The sequence below is a fragment of the Pseudomonas citronellolis genome (genome assembly GCF_029335315.1).
GTDB lineage: Bacteria > Pseudomonadota > Gammaproteobacteria > Pseudomonadales > Pseudomonadaceae > Pseudomonas > Pseudomonas citronellolis_A.
The window spans coordinates 1-21070 of sequence record NZ_JARJLT010000038.1 but is presented as its reverse complement, the minus strand read 5'-3'; the positions used below and the strand labels follow the sequence as shown (position 1 = coordinate 21070).

Below are 21070 nucleotides of genomic sequence, written 5' to 3'. Positions count from 1 at the left end.
GCAGTCTACCACCCTCCTCCGGCACTGCCCCGGGGGCTGGCCATCGGCTATGGTGTAGGGACATTTCCTTCCATCATCACCAGGGATTCGGTCACATGAGCCAGGAATTCGAGCAAAACCCCTACGCCACGCCCACCAGTCAACTGCAGCGCGAACAGCCCGCCGCCGCGACCGCCAGCATCGAAGAGATCCTCGCCCGAGGCTACGACTTCCGCATCGGCGAGGTCATCGGCGAGGCCTGGCACAAGGTCAAGGGCATGAAGGGCACGCTGGTGGTCGCGGCGATCATCTACGGCGTGGCGGTCAACCTGCTCAGTTTCATCATCGCCTTCGTCCTCGCCCTGCTCGGGGTGATCCACGAATCGGCGAGCGGCAGCGGTCCACTGGAGATCCTCGTCAGCGTGTTCGCCGGCGCGCTCTGCTACCCGCTGCTGGCCGGGCTGAACATGATCGGCATTCGCCGCGCCGCCGAGCAGCCGGCGACCATCAACGAGATGTTCGCCTACTTCGGCCTGTTCACCCCGCTGCTCATCACCGGCCTTGCCGTCACCTGCCTGACCTACGTCGGCATTTTCCTGCTACTGCTGCCGGGCATCTACCTGGGCGTGTCCTACGCCCTGGCGATCCCCCTGGTGGTCGAGCGCGGGCTGTCGCCGTGGAAGGCCATGGAGGCGTCGCGCAAAGCCATCGGCCAACACTGGTTCAAGGTCTTCGGCCTGTTCGTCGCGCTCGGCCTGATCCTGCTGGTCAGCGCCATCCCGCTGATGATCGGGCTGGTATGGACGCTGCCGCTGGCCTTCATCGCCCTCGGCGTGCTCTACCGCACCATTTTCGGCGTGTCGCCGCCGGCCAACTGAGACACCACCTGGAAATGCCCGCCGCCCTTGTTGCCTCGACGGGCGGCGCAGTAGGGTCTGTTACCGTTTCAGCGCGGCCGCGACGGAGCCCTTCGGGTTGCGCGGCAACGCGGCTTGCGCTGAAACGGTAACAGCCCCTAGCATCTGACTTTCCCTCATGCGACCGCCAAGCCCTTGATCGCCGCCGCGCCACCCCGTCCCGCCAGCCCGCCGCTGGATACCCGCTACCAGGTGGAAACCCCGGAAGGCATCGACCTGCTGCTGCGCCCGGCCGGGCCGGTGGCGCGTGGCCTGGCCTACCTGATCGACCTCGGCATCCGCGTCCTGCTGATGCTGGTGATGTACATCCTGCTGGCGTTCCTCGGCCAGCTCGGCACCGGCCTTGGCCTGCTGCTCACCTTCCTCGTCACCTGGTGGTACATGGTCCTGTTCGAAGTGCTCAACCAGGGGCGCTCGCCGGGCAAGCAGGTGATGGGCCTGCGCGTGGTCCATGACGACGGCACGCCGGTGGGCTGGTCGGCCTCGTTGCTGCGCAACCTGCTGCGCTTCGCCGACATCCTGCCGTTCGGCTACGCCCTGGGCCTGCTGGCCTGCCTGTCCAACCCGGCGTTCAAGCGCCTGGGCGACCTCGCCGCCGGCACCCTGGTGATCTACCGCGACCCGGCGCCCACCCGGCCCTCCGTGCCGCAGGTGCCGCCGCTGCTGCCGCCGTGCCCGCTGAGCCTGGCCGAGCAACGCGCCGTGACCGGCTTCAGCGAACGCGCCGGCGGGCTCTCGGCGGCACGCCGCGAAGAGCTCGCCGGGATTCTCGCCGAGCCCCTGGGCGTGCCCCCGGCGCAGGCCGAGGCGCGCCTGGCCGGCATCGCCAGCGGCCTGCTCGGCGGAGGCCTGGCCTCGTGAAGCAGAGCCTCTTCGAACAGCGCCACCGCAACGACTGGAAGCGCTTCGCCAAGCGCCTGGAACAACTGGAAGGCGGCAAGCGCGAGGAGTCCACCCGCGCCGGCGACTTCGCCGCCGACTACCGCGCCATCTGCCAGCAACTGGCCCTGGCCCAGGACCGCGGCTACAGCGGCCACCTGATCGACCAGTTGCAGCAACTGGCCATGCGCGGCCACCAGCAGTTCTACCGACACCGCAGCCACCTCGGCGCGCGCCTGCTCGGCTTCCTGCTCGCCGGCTTCCCGCGCCTGGTGCGCGAGGAGTGGCGCGTCATCGCCCTGGCCAGCCTGCTGTTCTACGGCAGCCTGCTGCTGATGGGCGTGCTGGTGTACTGCTTCCCCGACCTGGTCTACAGCCTGCTCAGCCCCGAGCGGGTGGCCGAGATGGAGACCATGTACGCCCCCGACGCCAGCCGCCTGGGCCCGCTCGGCGAGCGCGGCGCCGGAGACAACTGGCAGATGTTCGCGTTCTACGTGATGAACAACATCGGCATCGCCTTCCAGACCTTCGCCAGCGGCCTGCTGTTCGGCCTCGGCAGCCTGTTCTTCCTGTTCTTCAACGGCCTGATGATCGGCGCGGTGGCCGGCCACCTGACGCAGATCGGCTACGTGCAGACCTTCTGGTCATTCGTCATCGGCCACGGCGCCTTCGAGCTGACCGCGATCAGCTTCGCCGGCGCCGCCGGCCTCAAGCTCGGCTGGGCGCTGCTCGCCCCCGGCCGCCTGAGCCGGGGCGAGGCACTGCGCCAGGCGGCGGCCAAGGCCATCGGCCTGGTCGCCGGGGTGATCCTGCTGCTGCTGATCGCGGCCTTCATCGAGGGCTACTGGTCCTCGCTCACGCGCTTCCCGGCGACGGTCAAGTACGCCGTGGGCGCCGCACTCTGGCTGCTGGTCGGCAGCTACTTCCTGTTCGCTGGACGCCAACGCCATGCGCCTGACTGACGCCAGCGTGGCGATCCGCCCGCGCAGCGCCTGGGAAGCGCTGGACCTCGGCGTGCTGCTGGCGCGCCGCCACGCCGGCCTGCTGATGGCCAGCTGGGCGCTGCTGACCCTCCCCGTATTCGCCCTGCTCAGCCTGCTGCTGTGGGACTACTCCAGCCTGGCCATCCTGATCTTCTGGTGGCTCAAGCCGGCCTTCGAGCGCCTGCCGCTGTACATCCTCTCCCGCGCCCTGTTCGGCGACACCCCGAGCCTGGGCGAAGCCCTGCGCGCCTACCCCGGCCTGCTCAAGCGCCAGCTGCTGCCCAGCCTGCTGTGGCGGCGCTTCAGCCCGACGCGCAGCTTCGACCTGCCGGTGCAGCAGCTCGAAGGCCTGTCCGGCGCGGCGCGCGGCCAGCGCCTGGTGGTGCTGGGCCAGCGCAACGCCGGCGGCGCCACCTGGCTGACGGTGATCGGCATGCACTTCGAGCTGGCGCTGTACCTGGGGCTGATGGCGCTGCTCTACCTGCTGCTGCCGCAGCAATGGCTGTCGGACTGGAAATGGCAGGCCCTGCTCAACGCCCTGCAAGGCGACTGGCAATGGCTGGAGCACCTGTCCAACCTGCTCTACGCCCTGGCCCTGGTGGTCTGGGAGCCGGTCTACGTGGCCTGCGGTTTCAGCCTCTACCTGAACCGCCGCACCGAACTCGAGGCCTGGGACATCGAACTGGTGTTCCGCCGCCTGCGCCAACGCCTGGTCGGCAGCGCCTACGCCCTGCTGCTGGTATTCGCCGGCGCCCTCGCCATGCTGCCCGCCGGGCACGGCTGGGCGGCGGAAAGCGCCAGCAGTTGCCCGCTGCCCAACCAGGACCCGAACGGCCCGGAAGCGCCGCGCCTGCTGCAGCAGAAACTGACCAGCGAGCAGTCGCGGCAGTCGGTGCAGGCGCTGCTCGACGCCCCGCCCTTCCGCAACAGCGAGACGCTGACCCGCTGGCGCCTGGGCGACCCGGCCAGGGAAAAGACCGCCAAGGGCAACCAGGACGACCTCAAGGCGTTCTTCGACGCCCTCGGCCACTGGCGCCCGCTGGGCTTCATCGTGCAATCGCTGCAGGCGCTGCTGTGGGCCGCGCTGATCGCCGCCGTGGCGCTGCTGCTGTGGCGCTACCGCGAATGGCTGCGCCTGTTCGCCGGGCGCCTGGGCCTGCCGCAACGCCCGCCACGCAGCGCTCCGAGCGTGCTGTTCGGCCTGGAACTGACACCGCAGAGCCTGCCCGAAGACATCGCCAGCGAAGCCGAACGGCTCTGGGACGAACAGCCGCGCGCCGCCCTCGGCCTGCTCTACCGCGCGCTGCTCAGCCGCCTGCTGCATGACTACCGCCTGCCGCTGCGCGACTCCAGCACCGAAGGCGAAGTGCTGAGCCAGGTGGAAGACCTGCAACGGCCCGAACTGGACGACTACGCCCGCGAGCTGACCGGCCACTGGCAGGCCCTCGCCTACGGCCACCGCCTGCCCGCCGCCACGTCGCGGCCGAGCCTGTGCGACGGCTGGCGCCGGTTGTTCGGCCAGGGGGCGCAGGCATGAGCCGCTCGACCCGCTGGCTGCTCGGCCTGCTGCTGGTCGTGGTGGGCGCCGCCGTGGCCTGGTACCTCTACCAGCACCTGCGCCCCTACCCGGAGAAAGTCGAGCACGGCCCCTCCCCCGAGGCGCGCGCCAATCCCTACCTGGCCGCCGAGCGCTTCCTGCGCGGGCGCGGCCTGCACGTCGCCAGCGCCAAGGGCCTGGAGGTTCTCGACGGCCTGCCCGCGCGCGGCAACACCCTGATCCTGCTGGGCACCCGCGAGAACGTCACGCCCAGCCAGAGCCGCCAGCTGCTCGACTGGGCCCGGCGCGGCGGCCACCTGATCGTCACCGCCGAACGCCTGTGGGACGACAAGGACGGCAAGAGCGGCGACCTGCTGCTCGACCCGCTGGGCGTCCAGCAGTACCTCACCGAGGACCTCGACAAGAGCACCCCGGCCGGCCCGGACAAACCCGACGCCGGCAACGAGCCCAGCCCGCCGCGCAGCGTGCCGCCGCCCAAGGGCAGCGAACCGGCCGACGCCCCCGCCGCGGCCGACGAGGCCAAGGCCGCGGAAGAAGACGACTACCCGGACCTGACCAAGCTCTACCTGGAGAACGAGCAGGCGCCGGCCTACGTCGACTTCGACACCGAGTACCACCTGTACGACGCGAAGAACCTCGCCTACGCCTGGGCCAACAGCCACGACGCCACCCACCTGCTGCAGTTGCAGCTGGGCGACGGCCTGGTCACGGTGCTGACCGACAACTGGATCTGGCAGACCGCCAACCTCGACCACTACGACAACGCCTGGCTGCTCTGGTACCTGACCCAGGACAGCGCCGTCACCCTGGTCTACCGCGCTGACGGCGACAGCCTGCTGAACCTGCTGCTGCGCAATTATCCCCAGGCCCTGCTGGCCCTCGCCCTGCTCCTGGCGCTGGCCCTGTGGCGCGCCGGCATGCGCCAGGGCCCGCTGCAGCCGGTGCCCAGCCGCGCGCGCCGGCAACTGGTCGAACACCTGCGCGCCGGCGCCGACTTCCTGCTCCGCCAGCGCGGCCACGTGGCCCTGGTGCAAGGCCTGCAGCGCGACGTGCTGCGCCGCGCGCGGCAACGCCAGCCGGGCTTCGATCGCCTGCCGATCGCCGAACAATGGCAGCTGCTCGGGCGCATGACGCGCCTGCCGGTCAGCGCCATCAGCCAGGCCATGCGGCCTTACCCGGCGCCACGCATGAGCGCCGCCGAATTCACCCGCCAGGTCGCCAACCTGCAAAGCCTCAGGAATGCCCTATGAGCGAACAGACGCCCGAACCCAGCGCCACCCCCGCCAACCCGGCCGCCCAGCGCCAGCGCGCCAGCCAGCTGGCCCAGGCGCTGCGCCACGAACTGCAGAAGGCCCTGATCGGCCAGAGCGGGGTGATCGACGACGTGCTCACCGCCCTGCTGGCCGGCGGCCACGTGCTCATCGAAGGCGTGCCCGGCCTGGGCAAGACCCTGCTGGTGCGCGCCCTGGCGCGCTGCTTCGACGGCGCCTTCGCGCGCATCCAGTTCACCCCCGACCTGATGCCCAGCGACGTCACCGGCCACGCCGTGTACGACCTCGCCAGCGAGCAGTTCAAGCTACGCAAGGGCCCGGTGTTCACCAACCTGCTGCTGGCCGACGAGATCAACCGCGCGCCGGCCAAGACCCAGGCGGCGCTGCTGGAAGTGATGCAGGAACGCCAGGTGACCCTGGAGGGCCGCGCCCTGGCGGTGCCGCAGCCGTTCATGGTGCTGGCCACGCAGAACCCCATCGAGCAGGAAGGCACCTACCCGCTGCCAGAAGCCGAGCTGGACCGCTTCATGCTCAAGCTGCGCATCGACTACCCGCAGGAGGCCGAGGAGCAGACCCTGGTGCGCCAGGTGACCCGCTCGGCGCGCAGCGACATGCTCGACGTGGCGCCGCTGCGCCCGCTGCTCAAGGACAAGGACGTGCTGGCGCTGCAGAAGATCGCCGCCGACCTGGCGATCGACGATCAGGTGCTCGACTACGCCGTGCGCATCGCCCGCACCACCCGCAACTGGCCGGGCCTGGCGCTCGGCGCCGGGCCGCGCGCGTCCATCGCCCTGGTGCGCTGCGCCCGCGCCCGCGCGCTGCTGCGCGGCGGCGACTTCGTGATCCCGGATGACGTCAAGGGCTGCGCCCTGGCCGTGCTGCGCCACCGCGTGCGGCTGTCGCCGGAGCTGGATATCGAAGGCCTGTCGGTGGACCAGGTGCTGCAACAACTGCTCGACCAGGTACCGGCGCCGCGCCTATGAAGCCGTCGCGCGCCCTGCTCGCGCTGCTCGCCGTGCTCGCCGTCGCCGCCCTCGCCCTGGGCAGCGCGACGGCGCTCGGCAGCCCGCCGCCGGGTTGGTTGCAGCAGCTCTGGTGGGGCCTGCTGCTGGCACTGCTCGGCCTGGCCCTGGCCGACGCCCTGTGGCTGCGCCGCCTGCCCACCCCGCGCCTGCAACGCCAGTTGGCCGGCAACCTGCCGCTGGGGCGCTGGAGCGAGGTGCGCCTGAGCCTGCACCACGGCCTGCGCCAGGGCACCCGGGTGACCCTGTTCGACCACTTGCCGGCGGGCATGGCCTTCGAGCACCTGCCCCAGGCCGTGGAACTGCGCCCCGGCGAAGTCACCCAGCTCGGCTACCGCGTGCGCCCGCTGCAACGCGGCCACTTCGTGCTGCCGCGCTGCGAACTGGAACTGCCCAGCCCGCTGCACCTGTGGCGCGGCCGGCGGTTCCTCGAAAGCCGCGACGAAACCCGCGTGTACCCCGACTTCGCGCGCATCTACGGCGCCGAGCTGATGGCCGTGGACCACTGGCTCAGCCGCATCGGCGTGCGCCCCGGCCAGCGTCGCGGCCTGGGCCTGGAGTTCCACCAGCTGCGCGAGTTCCGCGACGGCGACACCCTGCGCCAGATCGACTGGAAGGCCACCGCGCGCAAGCGCACGCCGATCGCCCGCGAATACCAGGACGAGCGCGACCAGCAGATCCTCTTCCTGCTCGACTGCGGCCGCCACATGCGCAGCAAGGATGGCGACCTCTCGCACTTCGACCACGCCCTCAACGCCAGCCTGCTGCTCGCCTACGTGGCCCTGCGCCAGGGCGACGCGGTGGGCCTGCAGACCTTCGCCGGCGAACGCCCGCGGCACCTGGCGCCGGCCAAGGGCAACGCCCAACTCGGCGCGCTGCTCAACGCCGTCTACGACCTCGACAGCAGCCAGCGCCCGGCCGACTACGCGGCGGCGGTGCAGGCCCTGCTCGCGCGCCAGCGCCGCCGCGCGCTGGTGGTGCTGGTGACCAACCTGCGCGACGAAGACGATGAACAGCTGCTGGCGGCGGTGCGCCATCTGGGGCGCCAGCACCGGGTGCTGGTGGCCAGCCTGCGCGAGGAAATCCTCGACGACCTGCGCCAGGCCCCGGTGCAGGGTTACGAGGAAGCGCTGACCTACTGCGGCGCGCTGGACTACCTGAACGCCCGCGCCGGCCTGCACGAGAAACTCCTGGCCAACGGCGTGCCGGTGCTGGACGCCAGGCCCAGCCAATTGGGGCCGGAACTGGTCAGCCGCTACCTGGGCTGGAAGCGCGCGGGAGCGCTGTGACGGACGACCCGTACGGCGTTATCCGCCATTTCCCTCGGGCACCGGCGCTGCGGCCAACGGCGGATAACCGCGAACGGTTATCCGCCCTACGTCTGCTGGAAACCATGACGCACGCCGATTGACCCCGTAGGGCGCATAACGCCTACGGCGTTATCCGCCGAATCGCGGACGGAGTCCGCTCCTACGGTTTCAGGGAAGCACGGGTGTAGGAGCGAATCGTGCTGTTTCCTGCCGTTCACTACCGCCCAGGTCGGTTCAGCGCATCCTGCGCTTCACACCGACTCCACCTGGCGGCGAAAACTGAAATAACGGCGCAGCGCGTCGACCAGCTCGACGTACTCCGCCGGTGGCGCCAGCAGGCTGAACCCGGAGTCGAAGTTGCCCGGCGTCACGTCCTCGCGGCACCACTGGCAGGTGCCGGTGAAGTCGATGTGCTGGACCTTGCCGTCCTGCCCGGGAATCTTCAGGCGCATGTCGAAGCGCCCGCCCACCAGCATCGGCAGCTGGCTGATCAGCAGCATACCGTCCAGCGAGACGTTCCCCAGGTAACCCATGGGCTTGTCGGTGATGCTATTGAACACCTTCAGGTAGTACGGCAGCTGATGGCGCTCTATGTGTCGTTGATGACGCATAATGGCTATTCGCTATGAGGTCCGTTCAGTATGACCATACCGTCGCTCAAGAGCCAGCGTTAACGGCAGCCTTGCTCCAGCCTCGCGGCCAGGGAACGACGAGCGGTGTCTATCTGTGCATCGGTATAGTAGACGCGCTCGCCGCTTGCATCCGTGGAATAGTAGCGCCCGCCGTGTTCGAGGGTTGCCAACTGGTCGCGCAGTTGCGCGCACTGGGCGTCGACCTTGGCCTGCTGCTCGGCGGCGCGCGAGTTCGCGCTGGCCTGCTCCTGGGTGCGCGCCTCATAGAACTGGCGGGTGCGTTCCTCGCGCTCGCGGGTGGCGGCGTCGCGCTCGACCACCTGCGGCTTCACCTCGACGCGCTGCGCGCCGGGCGGCGGGGTCGCGCTGAAATGCACCTTGCCCTGGGCGTCGGTCCAGCGATAGATGTCGGCCGAAGCCAGCAAGGGAGCCAGGCCTGCGCACAGGCACAGCAGCAAACGCATCGGAACCTCCTACCGGGAGCCGGAAACCTGAGCATAGCGAGCGGCCCTGCCGCTCGAGGCGACGACGACCGCTGGTCAGGGACGCGCCGGCGACGGCTGCGCGCCGTCGGCGGACGTGCGGCCGTTGAGCCGTAGTGTCTCAAGCCGCGCCTTGGCCCGGTAGGCGTATTCGCTGGTCGGGTAGCGGGCGATGATGAAAGTGTAGGTCTGCGCAGCGTCGACATAGTATTTCTCGCGTTCCAGGCACAGGCCGCGGAGCATCGAGATTTCCGGCTGCAGCCAGGGGCGCGCGCGGCTGACGCGCTCGGTGCGCGACAGTTCGAGCATCACCTGGGAACAGTCGCCACGGTCGTAGGCGCGGTAGGCGTTGTCCAGGTTCTTGTTGGTCGACCAGCTGTTGCAGCCGGTAACACTCGCCGCCAGGGCCAGGACGCACAGTATTCGCATGGGGCATATCCTCCGTTGGGAACTGTATCGGCGCGCCTTGGCCGCGCTGAAGGGCGTCACTAGACTGCCGAGGGAACACGCCCCGGCCAAGGAGATGCCATGCGTTCGTCCCCCGCCCTGCCCCTGGCCGCGCTGCTGGTCCTGCTGGCCGCCTGCTCGCCGACCACGCCGCTGTTCGTCGCCCAGGTCACCACCGGCGAAGTCGCCGAGTACAAGAAGCTCAAGAGCGACCGCATGACCGCCGCGGTAGAGGAGGAAGGCGACCTGCTCACCTACAGCGCCCAGGCCATCCGCGACGGCAAGAGCGCCGAGGCGGAGAAGCTCTACCTCACCGGTTACGACAATAGCCGCTACAGCCCCGACGTGCGCGCCATCGCCCTGTACCAGATCGGCCTGATCTACATGAGCCGCTACAACGACCAGCGCAACGACGCCAAGGCCCTGGACTACTTCCAGCGCATCGACCGCGAGTTCCCCGGCACCGCCGCCGCCAGCCACGCCGACGCGCGCATCCTGGTGATCCGCCAGCGCGCCAAAGAGCCGGTGCAGAAGAACGCCCGCGAGCTGCTGGCGACCTGGAAGCCGCAGCAGAACCTCGACCTCAACAAGCCCAGCCTCGACCCGGACATGACCCTGCTGTCGCGCCGCGCGGTGCTCAAGGACCGCGTCGGCGAGGCCGAGCAGCTGTACCTGCTGGCCGTCAACGACCCGGCCATCCCGCCGGACATCCGGCAGAAGGCGCTGTACCAGCTGGGCCTGATGTACATGGCCGCGGACAACCCCCGGCGCAGCCGTGACAAGGCCATCGGCTACCTGCGCCAGTTGCTGCTCGACTACCCCAGCGGCGACCTGGCGAACAAGGCGGCGCGCCACCTCGACCAGGCGCTGAACCAGACCGGCAACTGACCCAAATCAAGCCACGCCGGCTACGCTTGCACTGCAATGGCAGCCAGCCAAGCGAGGAAGCCGAGCATGAAACTGCAGCACCTGCTGGTGGTCGTCGACCCCACCCGCGACGACCAGCCCGCCCTCACCCGCGCCCAGTGGATCGCCGAACGCGGCGGCGCCAGCGTCAGCCTGCTGGTATGCGACTACAACCCGGCGCTGGACAACGGCCTGCTGATCCCCCAGCGCGAGCTGGAGCGGGTACGCATCCTGCAGCAGGCCGAGCGTCTGGACTGGCTCGAGAAACTGGCCGCGCCGCTGCGCCAGGCCGGCATCGACACGCGCTGCCACACGCGCTGGGGCAAGCCGCTGTACCGCGAGATCCTCGCCGCCGTGGCCGAGCACCAGCCGGACCTGGTGCTCAAGTCGAGCAGCCGCCACGGCCTGCTCAAGCGGCTGTTCCTGACCAACACCGACTGGCAGCTGATTCGCCAGTGCGAGGCGCCGCTGTGGCTGGTCCACCATGGCGGCTGGGAGGGTCGCGAGCTGTGCGCCGCCCTCGACCCCCTGCATGAAAGTGACAAACCGGCGGCACTGGACCGCAAGCTGATCGCCGCCGCCCTGGAACTGCAACGGCGCCTGGGCCTGCGGGCGAACTTCCTGCACGCCTTCATGGCGCTGCCGCAGACCCTGGCCTTCGACGCCCAGCTGCTGGGCAACTACGAAGAACACCTGAAGGCCGTCGAGGCCCAGCACCGCCAGGCCCTCGACGCGCTGCTGGCGGCGCACCCGGCCATGCTGCGCGAGCGCACCCGGCTGCTGCAGGGTTTCCCCGAGGAAGTGATTCCCGAGTTCGTCCGCGCCCAGGGCATCGACCTGCTGCTGATGGGCGCGGTGGCCCGTGGCCAGCTGGAGAGCGCGTTGATCGGCCATACCGCCGAGCGCGTGCTGGAAGAAATCGAGTGCGACCTGCTGGTGCTCAAGCCCGCCCGCGAACCGTCATCGGAAAAGGGGTAAGATGGCGCCGGGCCGACCCGTCCGCCGGCCCGCTCGTCTTCCAAGGAGTCCCGCATGTCCGTCCGCCGCACCAAGATAGTCGCCACCCTCGGCCCAGCCAGCAATTCCCCTGAAGTTCTGGAGCAACTGATCCTCGCCGGGATCGACGTCGCCCGCCTGAACTTCTCCCACGGCACGCCCGACGAGCACCGTGCCCGCGCCCAGCTGGTCCGCGACCTGGCCGCCAAGCACGGCCGCTTCGTCGCCCTGCTCGGCGACCTGCAGGGGCCGAAGATCCGCATCGCCAAGTTCGCCAACAAGCGCATCGAACTGGCGGTCGGCGACAGCTTCCGCTTCTCCACCAGCCACCCGCGCGACGCCGGCACCCAGGAAATCGTCGGTATCGACTACCCGGACCTGGTCAAGGACTGCGGCGTGGGCGACGAACTGCTGCTGGACGACGGCCGCGTCGTGATGCGCGTGGAGGAAGTCAAAGCCGACGAACTGGTCTGCAAGGTGCTGATCGGCGGCCCGCTGTCCGACCACAAGGGCATCAACCGCCGTGGCGGCGGCCTCACCGCGCCGGCCCTGACCGACAAGGACAAGGCCGACATCAAGCTGGCCGCGAGCATGGACCTGGACTACGTCGCCGTGTCCTTCCCGCGTGACGCCAAGGACATGGAATACGCCCGCAGCCTGCTCACCGAAGCCGGCGGCAGCGCCTGGCTGGTGGCCAAGATCGAACGCGCCGAAGCGGTGGCCGACGACGAGGCGCTGGACGGCCTGATCCGCGCCAGCGACGCGGTCATGGTGGCGCGCGGCGACCTCGGCGTGGAAATCGGCGACGCCGAGCTGGTGGGCATCCAGAAGAAAATCATCCTGCACGCGCGCCGCTACAACAAGGCGGTGATCACCGCGACCCAGATGATGGAGTCGATGATCCACAACCCGATGCCGACCCGCGCGGAAGTCTCCGACGTGGCCAACGCCGTGCTCGACTACACCGACGCCGTGATGCTCTCGGCCGAGAGCGCCGCCGGCGAGTACCCGGTGGAGGCCGTGCAGGCCATGGCGCGCATCTGCGCCGGCGCCGAGAAGCACCCGACCACCAAGAAGTCCAGCCACCGCCTGGGCCAGACCTTCGAGCGCTGCGACGAGAGCATCGCCCTGGCGGCCATGTACACCGCCAACCACTTCCCCGGCATCAAGGCGATCATCTGCCTGACCGAGAGTGGCTACACCCCGCTGATCATGTCGCGCATCCGTTCCTCGGTGCCGATCTTCGCCTACTCCCCGCACCGCGAAACCCAGGCCCGCGTGGCGCTGTTCCGCGGCGTCGAGACCATCCCCTTCGACCCGGCCGCGCTGCCGCCGGAGCGGGTCAGCCAGGAAGCCGTCGACGCGCTGCTGCAGCGTGGCGTGGTGACCAAGGGTGACTGGGTGATCCTGACCAAGGGCGACAGCTACACCACCCAGGGCGGCACCAACACCATGAAGGTGCTGCACGTGGGCGACCTGTTGGTCTGACCGGCGAGTTGTCCGGCAGAGGCCGCCTTCGGGCGGCCTTTGTCTTTCCGGCGTAGGAGCGCGCCATGCGCGCGATCGCGGGCATGGCCCGCTCCTACTCCCGGATAGATAGCGAGGGCCGTAGGGCGCATAACACCCCAAGCGTTATCCGCCGTCCCATTCGCAGCGCCGGCCACGGCGGATAACCGCGAACGGTTATTCGCCCTACCCTGAACCAACCACCCACGCCTTCCCCGTAGGGCGCATAACGCCCCAAGCGTTATCCGCCGTCCCATTCGCACCACAGGTCACGATGGATAACCGCAAACGGTTAGTCTGAGCAAACGCCGAACACCCCGCGCAAAGCCAGCAACCACGCGCCTCGCGCCCATTCGCCCCAAGCTTATCCACAGGCCTTCCCACAGTTATTGTGGGCAAGCGCCGTGCGCTGATCGCACGCCCATGGCGCGCGACCAGGTGTAGGACAATCCAACGGAATCAGGCACTTGCGGCACCTTGCGGGGGCCACGCGGGGCACGGCGGGTCAAATACCGCACAACCGTGCGCAGCCCAGGCCGGGCGGGCGCCCGGCCGGTTGACCCCAAGGTTATGCACAGTTCTGCCCACAGTTTCTGTGGGCAGTCGGCGGGCTCAGGCGAGGCGCGAGAAGTCCGGCTGGCGGCGCTGGGTGAAGGCGCTCAGGGCCTCCAGGGCTTCCGGCGAGCTGAGGCGCTGGACGAAGAGCTCGCCCTCCTCCGCCACCACCTGGCGCAGTTGCTCGATGTACGGCGCCTTGAGCAGGCGCTTGCTCAGCGCCAGGGCCGCCGGCGGCAGCGCCTGCAGGCCGAGGCCGACCTCGCGGGCGCGCTGCAGGGCGGCGGCGCCGTCGGCCAGCGCTTCGTTGGCGATGCCGTAGGCCACCGCCTGCTCGCCGTTGAAGCCATCGCCACGCATCAGCAGGCTGGCGGCGCGCACGTGGCCGAGCAGGCGCGGCACCAGGAAGCTGGAGCCGAACTCCGGGCACAGGCCGAGGTTGACGAAGGGCATCTTCAGCTTGGCGCCACGGGCGACGAAGACCTGGTCGCAGTGCAGCAGCAGGGTGGTGCCGATGCCCACCGCCGGGCCGGCCACCGCCGCCAGCACCGGCTTGCTGAACTCCATGAGCGCACGCATGAAGCGGAACACCGGGCTGTCCGAGCCGCTGGGCGGGTGCTGGAGGAAATCGTGGATGTCGTTGCCGGCGGTGAAGCACTCGGCGTCGCCGGCGATCAGCACCGCGCGCACGTCGCGGTCGATCTCGGCGGCCTCCAGGGCGTCGGCCAGGGCCGCGTACATTTCCCGGGTCAGCGCGTTCATCTTGTCCGCGCGGTTAAGGCGCAGGCTCAGCAGGCCCTGTTCGCGCTCGACGAGAATCTGTTGGCTCATGGCAACTCCTTGGCAGCAGGCTTTGGCGGCTGGGCTCTGCGGCCCGGCTCAGGCGTGGGAGAGGAACAGGTCGGCCAGGGTCTGGCCGCGCGGCACCCCGGCCAGGTACAGGTGGCGGGCGAAGCGCTCGACGCTGGCGGGCTGGCCGCAGAGTAAGGCGACGCTGCGCCGCGAGACAAGACGGAATTGCGCCAGATGCGCGTCCAGATCGGCCGGCAGCGCCAGGCTCACCTGCAGGTCCGGGTGGGCCGCCGACAGCGCCGCCAGCTCCGCCGCCAGGTAGTGTTCGGCCGGGGTGCGCGCCAGGTGCAGCAGGCGGATCGGCCCCTGGTGCGCGGCCTGCAGTGCCTGCCGCAACACGCCCCACAGCGGCGCCAGGCCGGTGCCGCTGGCAAGCAGCAGCAACGGCCGCTCCTGCCACTCGGGGTCGTAGTGCAGCGCGCCGCCGCGCAGCTCGCCCAGGCGCAGCTCGTCGCCCACCCGCAGGTTGCGCGCGGCGTCGCAGAAGGCGCCGGGCGCCTGGCAGGCGATGTGGAATTCCAGCCACGGCTCGCCGGGCAGGCTGGCCAGGGAATACGGCCGCGCCACCTCGCCGTGCCACAGCACCAGGTGCTGGCCGGCGCTATAGCGCAACGGGCGTTGCGGCTGCACCCGCAGACGCAGGATGTCGGCGGCCGGCCAGTGCAGCTCGGCCACCGTCGCCGGCAGGCCGTCGCGCAGCGGGTCGAACACCTCCACCGTGCTGTCCGCCTGCACCCGGCACTGGCAGGCCAGGCGCCAGCCCTCGGCGCGGCGCGCGGCGTCCAGCGCCTCGGGGCGGGCGTCGAGCAGGCCGTCGCGGGTGCAGCGCACCAGGCAGGCGTGGCAACTGCCGGCGCGGCAGCTGAAGGGAATGGCGATCCCCGCGCCGCGCAGGGCGTCCAGCAGGTTGCTGCCGGCGGCCACCTCGCAGAGCTGGCCGCCGGCGCGTAATTCAGGCATCGAGCTCCTCCCATGCCGCTTCGCAGCGATTGCGTCCGCTGCGTTTGGCACGGTAGAGCGCCTGGTCGGCCCGCTGCAAGGCCTCGTCGAGATCGTCGCCGCCTTCGAGCAGGGTCATGCCCGCCGACAGGCTGAGCACCTCCACCTTCACGCCCATCGGCTCGGCCGCCGCGTAGGCCTGGCGCAGGCGTTCGCAGCAGGCGGTGAGGCGGTCGCTGTCGGCGTGCGGCAGCAGCAGGACGAACTCCTCGCCGCCGTAGCGCGCCAGCACGTCGCCCTCGCGCAGGCAGGCCCGCGCCACGGCGGCGAAGGTCTGCAGCACACGGTCGCCGGCGGAGTGGCCGTGCACGTCGTTGATGCGCTTGAAGTGGTCCAGGTCGATCAGCGCCAGGCCGTGCTTGTGGCCCAGGCTCATTTCCTCCAGCGCGCGGCTGGCCAGGCGCAGGAAGTGCCGGCGGTTGAACAGCCCGGTGAGTTCGTCGGTGGCTACCAGGTCTTCCAGCTGGCGCATCATCCCGCGCAGGGTGTCCTGGTGCGCCTGCAACGCGTAGCGGCGTTGGCGCATGCGCTGGCGCAGGGCCTGCACGTAGCCGGCGAACAGGGTCAGCCAGACCAGCACGATGAACAACACCAGCAGTTGCAGGATCGCCTGCTTGGGCAGCTCCAGGCGCTGCAGGAAGGCTTCGCTGAGGTTGAGCCCGGCGAACAGGATGAAGGTCAGCCCGGCGCAGCGGGCGAACACCCGTGGGTGCAGCTGGAACACGCCGAACAGCAGGATCAGCACGTAGAGCACCACCAGGGTGCCGCGCACGCTGTCGACATGGGCGAGGAAGAAGGTGTTCCAGAGCAGCGCCACCAGCACCTGTGGCTCGGTCAGGCTGGCGTCGACGAAGCGCTGGTTGCGGCCGCTGGCGAACAGCCAGAGGAACACCGCCTGGCTGGCCATCGCGCCCAGGGTGGCGCCGGCGGCCAGCGCCATCGATCCGTGATAGAAGTCGCCGATCACCGTCAGCCAGAGCAGTAGCAGGGCCATCGCGTAGGTGCCGAGGGCCATGCCGAACCGCCTGAGAAGGAGTTTCTGGAGGGCGCGCTGCTTCAGCGGTGTACTCGGTGTGCTCATGGGGCTCCGTCCCGTAATGGCACCTGGCCTTCACTGTACTATCAAAGCCCAACCCTGCCTAGCCGGCCGGAATGTGGGCGCTAGCCGCCCCTGCCGACCAAGGTCGGATCGCCGGCGCGTGCGCCGGGAGTGGGCTCGGCGCTATACTACGGCGCCCTTTTTGCGCCGGTGCCTGACCGGACGCGCTCGGCACGCGGCACCGCCGCCAGAATTACCCGCCCGGCTTTCCCGCCTGACATTCCTGCCTGAAGAGGACCGTGCTCCATGGCCGTGATCAAGCAAGACGACCTCATCCAGAGCGTCGCCGATGCCCTGCAGTTCATCTCCTACTACCACCCGGTCGATTTCATCCAGGCCATGCACGAGGCATACCTGCGCGAAGAATCGCCGGCCGCCCGCGATTCCATGGCGCAGATCCTGATCAACTCGCGCATGTGCGCCACCGGCCACCGCCCGATCTGCCAGGACACCGGTATCGTCACCGTGTTCGTCCGCGTCGGCATGGACGTGAGCTGGGCCGGCGCCACCATGAGCGTCGACGACATGATCAACGAAGGCGTGCGTCGCGCCTACAACCTGCCGGAGAACGTCCTGCGCGCCTCCATCCTGGCCGACCCGGCCGGCGCGCGTAAGAACACCAAGGACAACACCCCGGCGGTGATCCACTACTCCATCGTTCCCGGCAACACCGTGGAAGTGGACGTCGCGGCCAAGGGCGGCGGCTCCGAGAACAAGTCGAAGATGGCCATGCTCAACCCGTCCGACTCGATCGTCGACTGGGTGCTGAAGACCGTCCCGACCATGGGCGCCGGCTGGTGCCCGCCGGGCATGCTCGGCATCGGCATCGGCGGTACCGCCGAGAAGGCCGCGGTGATGGCGAAGGAAGTCCTGATGGACCCGATCGACATCCACGAGCTGAAGGCGCGCGGCCCGCAGAACCGCATCGAGGAAATCCGCCTCGAGCTGTTCGACAAGGTCAACCAGCTGGGCATCGGCGCCCAGGGCCTGGGCGGCCTGACCACCGTGCTCGACGTCAAGATCATGGACTACCCGACCCACGCCGCCTCGCTGCCGGTGTGCATGATCCCCAACTGCGCCGCCACCCGTCACGCCCACTTCGTGCTCGACGGCTCCGGCCCGGCCGAACTGGAAGCGCCGTCGCTGGACGCCTACCCGGAAATCGTCTGGGAAGCCGGCCCGAGCGCGCGCCGCGTGAACCTGGACAGCATCACCCCGGAAGAAGTGCAGAGCTGGAAACCGGGCGAGACCATCCTGCTCAACGGCAAGATGCTCACCGGCCGCGACGCCGCGCACAAGCGCATGGTCGACATGCTGAACAAGGGCGAAGAACTGCCGGTGGACCTGAAAGGCCGCTTCATCTACTACGTCGGCCCGGTCGACCCGGTAGGCGACGAAGTGGTTGGCCCGGCCGGCCCGACCACCGCCACCCGCATGGACAAGTTCACCCGCCAGATCCTGGAAAGCACCGGTCTGCTGGGCATGATCGGCAAGTCCGAGCGTGGCCCGATCGCCATCGAGGCGATCAAGGACAACAAGGCCGTGTACCTGATGGCCGTCGGCGGCGCCGCCTACCTGGTGGCCCAGGCGATCAAGAAGTCCAAGGTCCTGGCCTTCGCCGAACTCGGCATGGAAGCCATCTACGAGTTCGAAGTGAAAGACATGCCGGTGACCGTGGCGGTCGACACCAACGGCGAGTCGGTGCACATCACCGGCCCGGCGATCTGGAAAGACAAGATCGCCCAGAGCCTGGCGGTGGAAGTGAAGTAAGCCTTCACCTTCGCCCCATGAAAAAGCCCGGCCATGCGCCGGGCTTTTTCATGCCCGCGGAAACCGTAGGGCGCATAACGCCCCGGGCGTTATCCGCCGCCAGCCCCGCGCCCACGCCATCGGCGGATAACCGCGAACGGTTATCCGCCCTACGAACGGCGAAACCGTAGGGCGCATAACGCCCCAGGCGTTATCCGCCGCCAACCCCGCGCCCACGCCACCGGCGGATAACCGCGAACGGTTATGCGCTGCGCGGCACCCGGCTCAATTCCACGACCTTGTCGCGGCGCTGGGCCAGAAAGCGGGTGCAGCTCACCCGCAGGAAGGAGGCGAAATTGACCACCTCGCCGCGGTAGTCCATCACCTCGTCGTAGAGCTTGGCGATGAGCTGGTTGGTGGTCATGCCGTCGACCTCGGCGATCTCCCGCAGGATGTCCCAGAACTGGTTCTCCAGGCGCAGCGTGGTGACCACGCCGCGAATGCGCAGGGACCGCGAGCGCGACTCGTAGAGGATCGGGTCGGCCTTCACGTAGAGCTCGCACATGCGCTGCCTCCTTCTGAAACGCGAACGCCAGTCTACAGGCTGATCCGGGTGCCGAGCACTTCGAGGAACTTCGCCAGCCAGGCCGGGTGCGCCGGCCAGGCCGGGGCGCTGACCAGGTTGCCGTCGACGTGGGCGGCGTCCACCGGGATGTCCACGTACTCGCCACCGGCTAGTTTCACTTCCGGGGCGCAGGCCGGGTAGGCGCTGCAGGCGCGGCCCTTGAGCACGCCGGCGGCGGCCAGCAGCTGGGCGCCGTGGCAGACGGCGGCGATGGGCTTCTTCGCGGCGTCGAAGGCCTGCACCAGTTCGATCACCTTGGCGTTCAGGCGCAGGTATTCCGGGGCGCGGCCGCCGGGAATCACCAGGGCGTCGTAGTCCTCGGCGCGTACCGTGGCGAAGTCGGCGTTGAGGGCGAAGTTGTGCCCCGGCTTCTCGCTGTAGGTCTGGTCGCCTTCGAAATCGTGGATGGCGGTGCGCACGCTCTGCCCCGCCTTCTTGTCCGGGCATACCGCGTGGACCACGTGGCCGACCATCTGCAGCGCCTGGAACGGCACCATGGTTTCGTAGTCCTCGGCGTAGTCGCCGACCAGCATCAGGATCTTCTTCGCGGCCATCGCAGCCTTCCTCCGGGCAAGGGCCCGGCCATGGGCGGCCGGGCATGCCAGACAGGTTAGCCACTCCCCGCCGGGGCGGGTAATAGGCCGCTACTACACCGCCAGGCGCTGCACCGGCGCCTGGGCCTGGGCCTGCATTTGGCGAGCGTCTTCGAGGATCAGGTCGGCGCCCTTTTCCGCCACCATCATCACCGCCGCGTTGGTGTTGCCGGAGGTGACGTTGGGGAAGATCGACGCATCGACCACGCGCAGCCCCTCGACACCGTGCACCCGCAGGCGCTGGTCGACCACGCTGGACTGCGGGTCGGCGCCCATCGCGCAGCTGCCGCACAGGTGGTAGATGGAGCCGCAATTCTCGCGGAAGTACTGCAGCATGGCCTCGTCGGATTGCACCGCCGCGCCCGGCAGCACTTCTTCCACGGTTACCGCCCTGAGCGCCGGGGCGTTCATGATCCGGCGGATCAGCCGGCTGCCCTGGATGGCTTCGTCGATGTCCTTCTGCGTGCTCAGGTAGTTGGGGTCGATCAGCGCCGCGTCGGCCGGGTTCTTCGAGGCGATGCGCACCTCGCCGCGGCTGGTCGGCCGGCACGGATTGAAGCACAGCAGGAAGCCCGAGTACGGCTCCGGCTTGAGGCTGGCCTTGCTGCTCTTGGGAATCTGGTAGGACAGCGGGTTGAAGTACAGCTGCAGGTTCGGGTGCGCCTGGCCTTCGTCGCTGCGGAAGAAACCGCCGCTCTGGTTGACGCTCATCGACAGCGGGCCCTTGCGCGTGAACAGGTACTCCAGGCCCAGCTTCGCCTGGCCCAGCAGCGAGCCGAAGTCGTCATTGAGGGTGCGCACGTTGGCCTTGTAGTAGTAGCTGACGCACAGGTGGTCCTGGAGGTTCTTGCCCACCGCCGGCAGGTGCAGCACTTCCGGGATGCGATGCTGGCGCAGCAACTCACGGTCGGCCACGCCGGACAGCTGCAGCAGCTTCGGCGAATCCACCGCGCCGGCCGCCAGGATCACTTCGCGGCGCGCGCGGAATTCGCGCTGCACGCCATGCTGGCTGAGGCTCACGCCGACGGCGCGCCGGTTCTCGTCGAACAGCACACGCTCCACCTGGGCGTGGCGCTCGATGTTCAGGTTCGGCCGGCCCAGCGCCGGGTGCAGGTAGGCGAAGCTGCTGGAGCAGCGCTGGCCGTCGCGGGTGTTGACGTCGTAGATGCCGGCGCCTTCGAAGTCGGCGCCGTTGAAGTCCTCGCTGCGCGGGTAGCCGAGCTCCCCGCAGCCCTTGAGGAAGGCGTCGCAGATCGGGTGGGTCTGGCCCTTCATCGGGCTGATGCGGATCGGCCCGCTGGCGCCGTGGTACTCGCTGTCGCCCAGCGGGTGCGACTCCAGCTTGCGGAAGTACGGCAGCACCTCCTTGAACGACCAGCCGTCGTTGCCGTTCGCCGCCCAGTCGTCGAAGTCATGGGCCTGGCCGCGCACGTAGATCATCGCGTTGATCGAGCCGGAGCCGCCCTGCACCTTGCCGCGCGGCGCGTACAGCTGGCGCCCGGCGAGCTGCTTCTGCGGCTGGCTGTAGTACATCCAGTTGAAGGTCGGGTTGTAGTAGAGCTTGGCGAAGCCCACCGGCACCTTGAACCAGGGCGAGGAATCCTTGCCGCCGGCCTCCAGCAGCAGGACGTTGTACTCGCCGGACTCGCTCAGGCGGCTGGCCAGGATGCAGCCGGCGGAACCAGCGCCGACGATGATGTAGTCGTAAGT

Annotated in this window: 20 protein-coding genes; 11 read left to right on the top strand and 9 right to left on the bottom strand. The window is 69.3% G+C overall.

Annotation, left to right across the window (positions count from 1 at the left end):
• Nucleotides 1–95: 95 nt before the first annotated feature.
• The 7 genes from P3W75_RS03050 to P3W75_RS03020 all read left to right on the top strand — a co-directional run bounded on the left by P3W75_RS03050 (nucleotide 96) and on the right by P3W75_RS03020 (nucleotide 7898).
• Nucleotides 96–857, top strand: a complete 762-nt coding sequence (locus tag P3W75_RS03050; RefSeq protein WP_276225901.1) for a hypothetical protein — start codon at nucleotides 96–98, stop codon at nucleotides 855–857.
• 144 nt (nucleotides 858–1001) lie between these two features.
• Nucleotides 1002–1757: an RDD family protein gene (locus P3W75_RS03045; RefSeq protein WP_276225937.1), complete on the top strand. Its 756-nt coding sequence runs from the start codon at nucleotides 1002–1004 to the stop codon at nucleotides 1755–1757.
• Complete coding sequence (locus P3W75_RS03040) at nucleotides 1754–2737, top strand: stage II sporulation protein M (RefSeq protein WP_276225900.1); 984 nt, start codon at nucleotides 1754–1756, stop codon at nucleotides 2735–2737. The genes P3W75_RS03045 and P3W75_RS03040 overlap by 4 nt, the downstream gene beginning before the upstream one ends.
• Nucleotides 2724–4295, top strand: a complete 1572-nt coding sequence (locus P3W75_RS03035) for a DUF4129 domain-containing protein (RefSeq protein WP_276225899.1) — start codon at nucleotides 2724–2726, stop codon at nucleotides 4293–4295. Before P3W75_RS03040 ends, P3W75_RS03035 begins: the two co-directional genes overlap by 14 nt.
• On the top strand, nucleotides 4292–5566 hold the full coding sequence (locus P3W75_RS03030) for a DUF4350 domain-containing protein (RefSeq protein WP_276225898.1): 1275 nt from the start codon (nucleotides 4292–4294) through the stop codon (nucleotides 5564–5566). Before P3W75_RS03035 ends, P3W75_RS03030 begins: the two co-directional genes overlap by 4 nt.
• Nucleotides 5563–6570: an AAA family ATPase gene (locus P3W75_RS03025; protein ID WP_276225897.1), complete on the top strand. Its 1008-nt coding sequence runs from the start codon at nucleotides 5563–5565 to the stop codon at nucleotides 6568–6570. Before P3W75_RS03030 ends, P3W75_RS03025 begins: the two co-directional genes overlap by 4 nt.
• A complete protein-coding gene (locus P3W75_RS03020; protein ID WP_276225896.1) occupies nucleotides 6567–7898 on the top strand; it encodes a DUF58 domain-containing protein in 1332 nt (443 codons plus the stop codon). Before P3W75_RS03025 ends, P3W75_RS03020 begins: the two co-directional genes overlap by 4 nt.
• 272 nt (nucleotides 7899–8170) lie before the next feature.
• Here P3W75_RS03020 and P3W75_RS03015 read toward each other — a convergent pair whose 3' ends face one another.
• The 3 genes from P3W75_RS03015 to P3W75_RS03005 form a co-directional block, all read right to left on the bottom strand.
• On the bottom strand, nucleotides 8171–8530 hold the full coding sequence (locus P3W75_RS03015) for a PilZ domain-containing protein (RefSeq protein ID WP_276225895.1): 360 nt from the start codon (nucleotides 8528–8530) through the stop codon (nucleotides 8171–8173).
• 59 nt (nucleotides 8531–8589) lie between these two features.
• Nucleotides 8590–9015, bottom strand: a complete 426-nt coding sequence (locus tag P3W75_RS03010) for a DUF4124 domain-containing protein (protein ID WP_276225894.1) — start codon at nucleotides 9013–9015, stop codon at nucleotides 8590–8592.
• A gap of 75 nt (nucleotides 9016–9090) precedes the next feature.
• Nucleotides 9091–9462, bottom strand: a complete 372-nt coding sequence (locus P3W75_RS03005; RefSeq protein WP_276225893.1) for a hypothetical protein — start codon at nucleotides 9460–9462, stop codon at nucleotides 9091–9093.
• A gap of 99 nt (nucleotides 9463–9561) precedes the next feature.
• Here P3W75_RS03005 and P3W75_RS03000 point away from each other — a divergent pair, with 99 nt between their 5' ends.
• From P3W75_RS03000 to pyk, 3 genes are all read left to right on the top strand, one after another.
• Nucleotides 9562–10368, top strand: coding sequence for a tetratricopeptide repeat protein (locus tag P3W75_RS03000; protein ID WP_276225892.1), 807 nt, complete (start codon nucleotides 9562–9564; stop codon nucleotides 10366–10368).
• Between the two features lie 66 nt (nucleotides 10369–10434).
• Nucleotides 10435–11364, top strand: coding sequence for a universal stress protein (locus tag P3W75_RS02995; RefSeq protein WP_276225891.1), 930 nt, complete (start codon nucleotides 10435–10437; stop codon nucleotides 11362–11364).
• A 54-nt stretch (nucleotides 11365–11418) separates the two neighbouring features.
• Nucleotides 11419–12870, top strand: coding sequence for a pyruvate kinase (gene pyk, locus P3W75_RS02990; RefSeq protein WP_276225890.1), 1452 nt, complete (start codon nucleotides 11419–11421; stop codon nucleotides 12868–12870).
• A gap of 630 nt (nucleotides 12871–13500) precedes the next feature.
• Here the strand turns inward: pyk and P3W75_RS02985 are convergent.
• The 3 genes from P3W75_RS02985 to P3W75_RS02975 are packed head-to-tail and all read right to left on the bottom strand — an operon-like array spanning nucleotide 13501 to nucleotide 16375.
• Nucleotides 13501–14274 carry an enoyl-CoA hydratase-related protein gene (locus P3W75_RS02985; protein WP_276225889.1) on the bottom strand — a complete coding sequence of 258 codons (774 nt, stop codon included), beginning with the start codon at nucleotides 14272–14274 and terminating at the stop codon, nucleotides 13501–13503.
• 48 nt (nucleotides 14275–14322) lie between these two features.
• Nucleotides 14323–15255 carry an iron-sulfur-binding ferredoxin reductase gene (locus P3W75_RS02980; protein ID WP_276225888.1) on the bottom strand — a complete coding sequence of 311 codons (933 nt, stop codon included), beginning with the start codon at nucleotides 15253–15255 and terminating at the stop codon, nucleotides 14323–14325.
• Nucleotides 15248–16375, bottom strand: a complete 1128-nt coding sequence (locus P3W75_RS02975) for a GGDEF domain-containing protein (protein ID WP_276225887.1) — start codon at nucleotides 16373–16375, stop codon at nucleotides 15248–15250. The genes P3W75_RS02980 and P3W75_RS02975 overlap by 8 nt, the downstream gene beginning before the upstream one ends.
• Before the next feature lie 264 nt (nucleotides 16376–16639).
• Here P3W75_RS02975 and P3W75_RS02970 point away from each other — a divergent pair, with 264 nt between their 5' ends.
• Entirely contained in the window at nucleotides 16640–18163 is a 1524-nt protein-coding gene (locus P3W75_RS02970) for a fumarate hydratase (protein ID WP_276225886.1), read from the top strand.
• A 241-nt stretch (nucleotides 18164–18404) separates the two neighbouring features.
• Here the strand turns inward: P3W75_RS02970 and P3W75_RS02965 are convergent, their stop codons facing one another.
• The 3 genes from P3W75_RS02965 to P3W75_RS02955 all read right to left on the bottom strand — a co-directional run.
• Nucleotides 18405–18707 (bottom strand): ribbon-helix-helix domain-containing protein, encoded by a 303-nt coding sequence (locus P3W75_RS02965; protein WP_276225885.1) that lies wholly within the window; start codon nucleotides 18705–18707, stop codon nucleotides 18405–18407.
• A gap of 32 nt (nucleotides 18708–18739) precedes the next feature.
• Nucleotides 18740–19321 (bottom strand): DJ-1/PfpI family protein, encoded by a 582-nt coding sequence (locus P3W75_RS02960; protein ID WP_276225884.1) that lies wholly within the window; start codon nucleotides 19319–19321, stop codon nucleotides 18740–18742.
• Nucleotides 19322–19414: 93 nt separating this feature from the next.
• The coding region (locus tag P3W75_RS02955) for a GMC family oxidoreductase (protein ID WP_276225883.1) at nucleotides 19415–21070 on the bottom strand (1656 nt) is incomplete at its 5' end.

Excerpts from the sequence above, each read along its gene's own strand:
- P3W75_RS03050 (WP_276225901.1), top strand. The coding sequence starts at position 96 with ATGAGCCAGGAATTCGAGCAAAACCCCTACGCCACGCCCACCAGTCAA.
- P3W75_RS03035 (WP_276225899.1), top strand. The coding sequence starts at position 2,724 with ATGCGCCTGACTGACGCCAGCGTGGCGATCCGCCCGCGCAGCGCCTGG.
- P3W75_RS03030 (WP_276225898.1), top strand. The coding sequence starts at position 4,292 with ATGAGCCGCTCGACCCGCTGGCTGCTCGGCCTGCTGCTGGTCGTGGTG.
- P3W75_RS03025 (WP_276225897.1), top strand. The coding sequence starts at position 5,563 with ATGAGCGAACAGACGCCCGAACCCAGCGCCACCCCCGCCAACCCGGCC.
- P3W75_RS03020 (WP_276225896.1), top strand. The coding sequence starts at position 6,567 with ATGAAGCCGTCGCGCGCCCTGCTCGCGCTGCTCGCCGTGCTCGCCGTC.
- P3W75_RS03015 (WP_276225895.1), bottom strand. The coding sequence starts at position 8,530 with ATGCGTCATCAACGACACATAGAGCGCCATCAGCTGCCGTACTACCTG.
- P3W75_RS03010 (WP_276225894.1), bottom strand. The coding sequence starts at position 9,015 with ATGCGTTTGCTGCTGTGCCTGTGCGCAGGCCTGGCTCCCTTGCTGGCT.
- P3W75_RS03005 (WP_276225893.1), bottom strand. The coding sequence starts at position 9,462 with ATGCGAATACTGTGCGTCCTGGCCCTGGCGGCGAGTGTTACCGGCTGC.
- P3W75_RS03000 (WP_276225892.1), top strand. The coding sequence starts at position 9,562 with ATGCGTTCGTCCCCCGCCCTGCCCCTGGCCGCGCTGCTGGTCCTGCTG.
- P3W75_RS02995 (WP_276225891.1), top strand. The coding sequence starts at position 10,435 with ATGAAACTGCAGCACCTGCTGGTGGTCGTCGACCCCACCCGCGACGAC.
- pyk (WP_276225890.1), top strand. The coding sequence starts at position 11,419 with ATGTCCGTCCGCCGCACCAAGATAGTCGCCACCCTCGGCCCAGCCAGC.
- P3W75_RS02985 (WP_276225889.1), bottom strand. The coding sequence starts at position 14,274 with ATGAGCCAACAGATTCTCGTCGAGCGCGAACAGGGCCTGCTGAGCCTG.
- P3W75_RS02980 (WP_276225888.1), bottom strand. The coding sequence starts at position 15,255 with ATGCCTGAATTACGCGCCGGCGGCCAGCTCTGCGAGGTGGCCGCCGGC.
- P3W75_RS02975 (WP_276225887.1), bottom strand. The coding sequence starts at position 16,375 with ATGAGCACACCGAGTACACCGCTGAAGCAGCGCGCCCTCCAGAAACTC.
- P3W75_RS02970 (WP_276225886.1), top strand. The coding sequence starts at position 16,640 with ATGGCCGTGATCAAGCAAGACGACCTCATCCAGAGCGTCGCCGATGCC.
- P3W75_RS02965 (WP_276225885.1), bottom strand. The coding sequence starts at position 18,707 with ATGTGCGAGCTCTACGTGAAGGCCGACCCGATCCTCTACGAGTCGCGC.
- P3W75_RS02960 (WP_276225884.1), bottom strand. The coding sequence starts at position 19,321 with ATGGCCGCGAAGAAGATCCTGATGCTGGTCGGCGACTACGCCGAGGAC.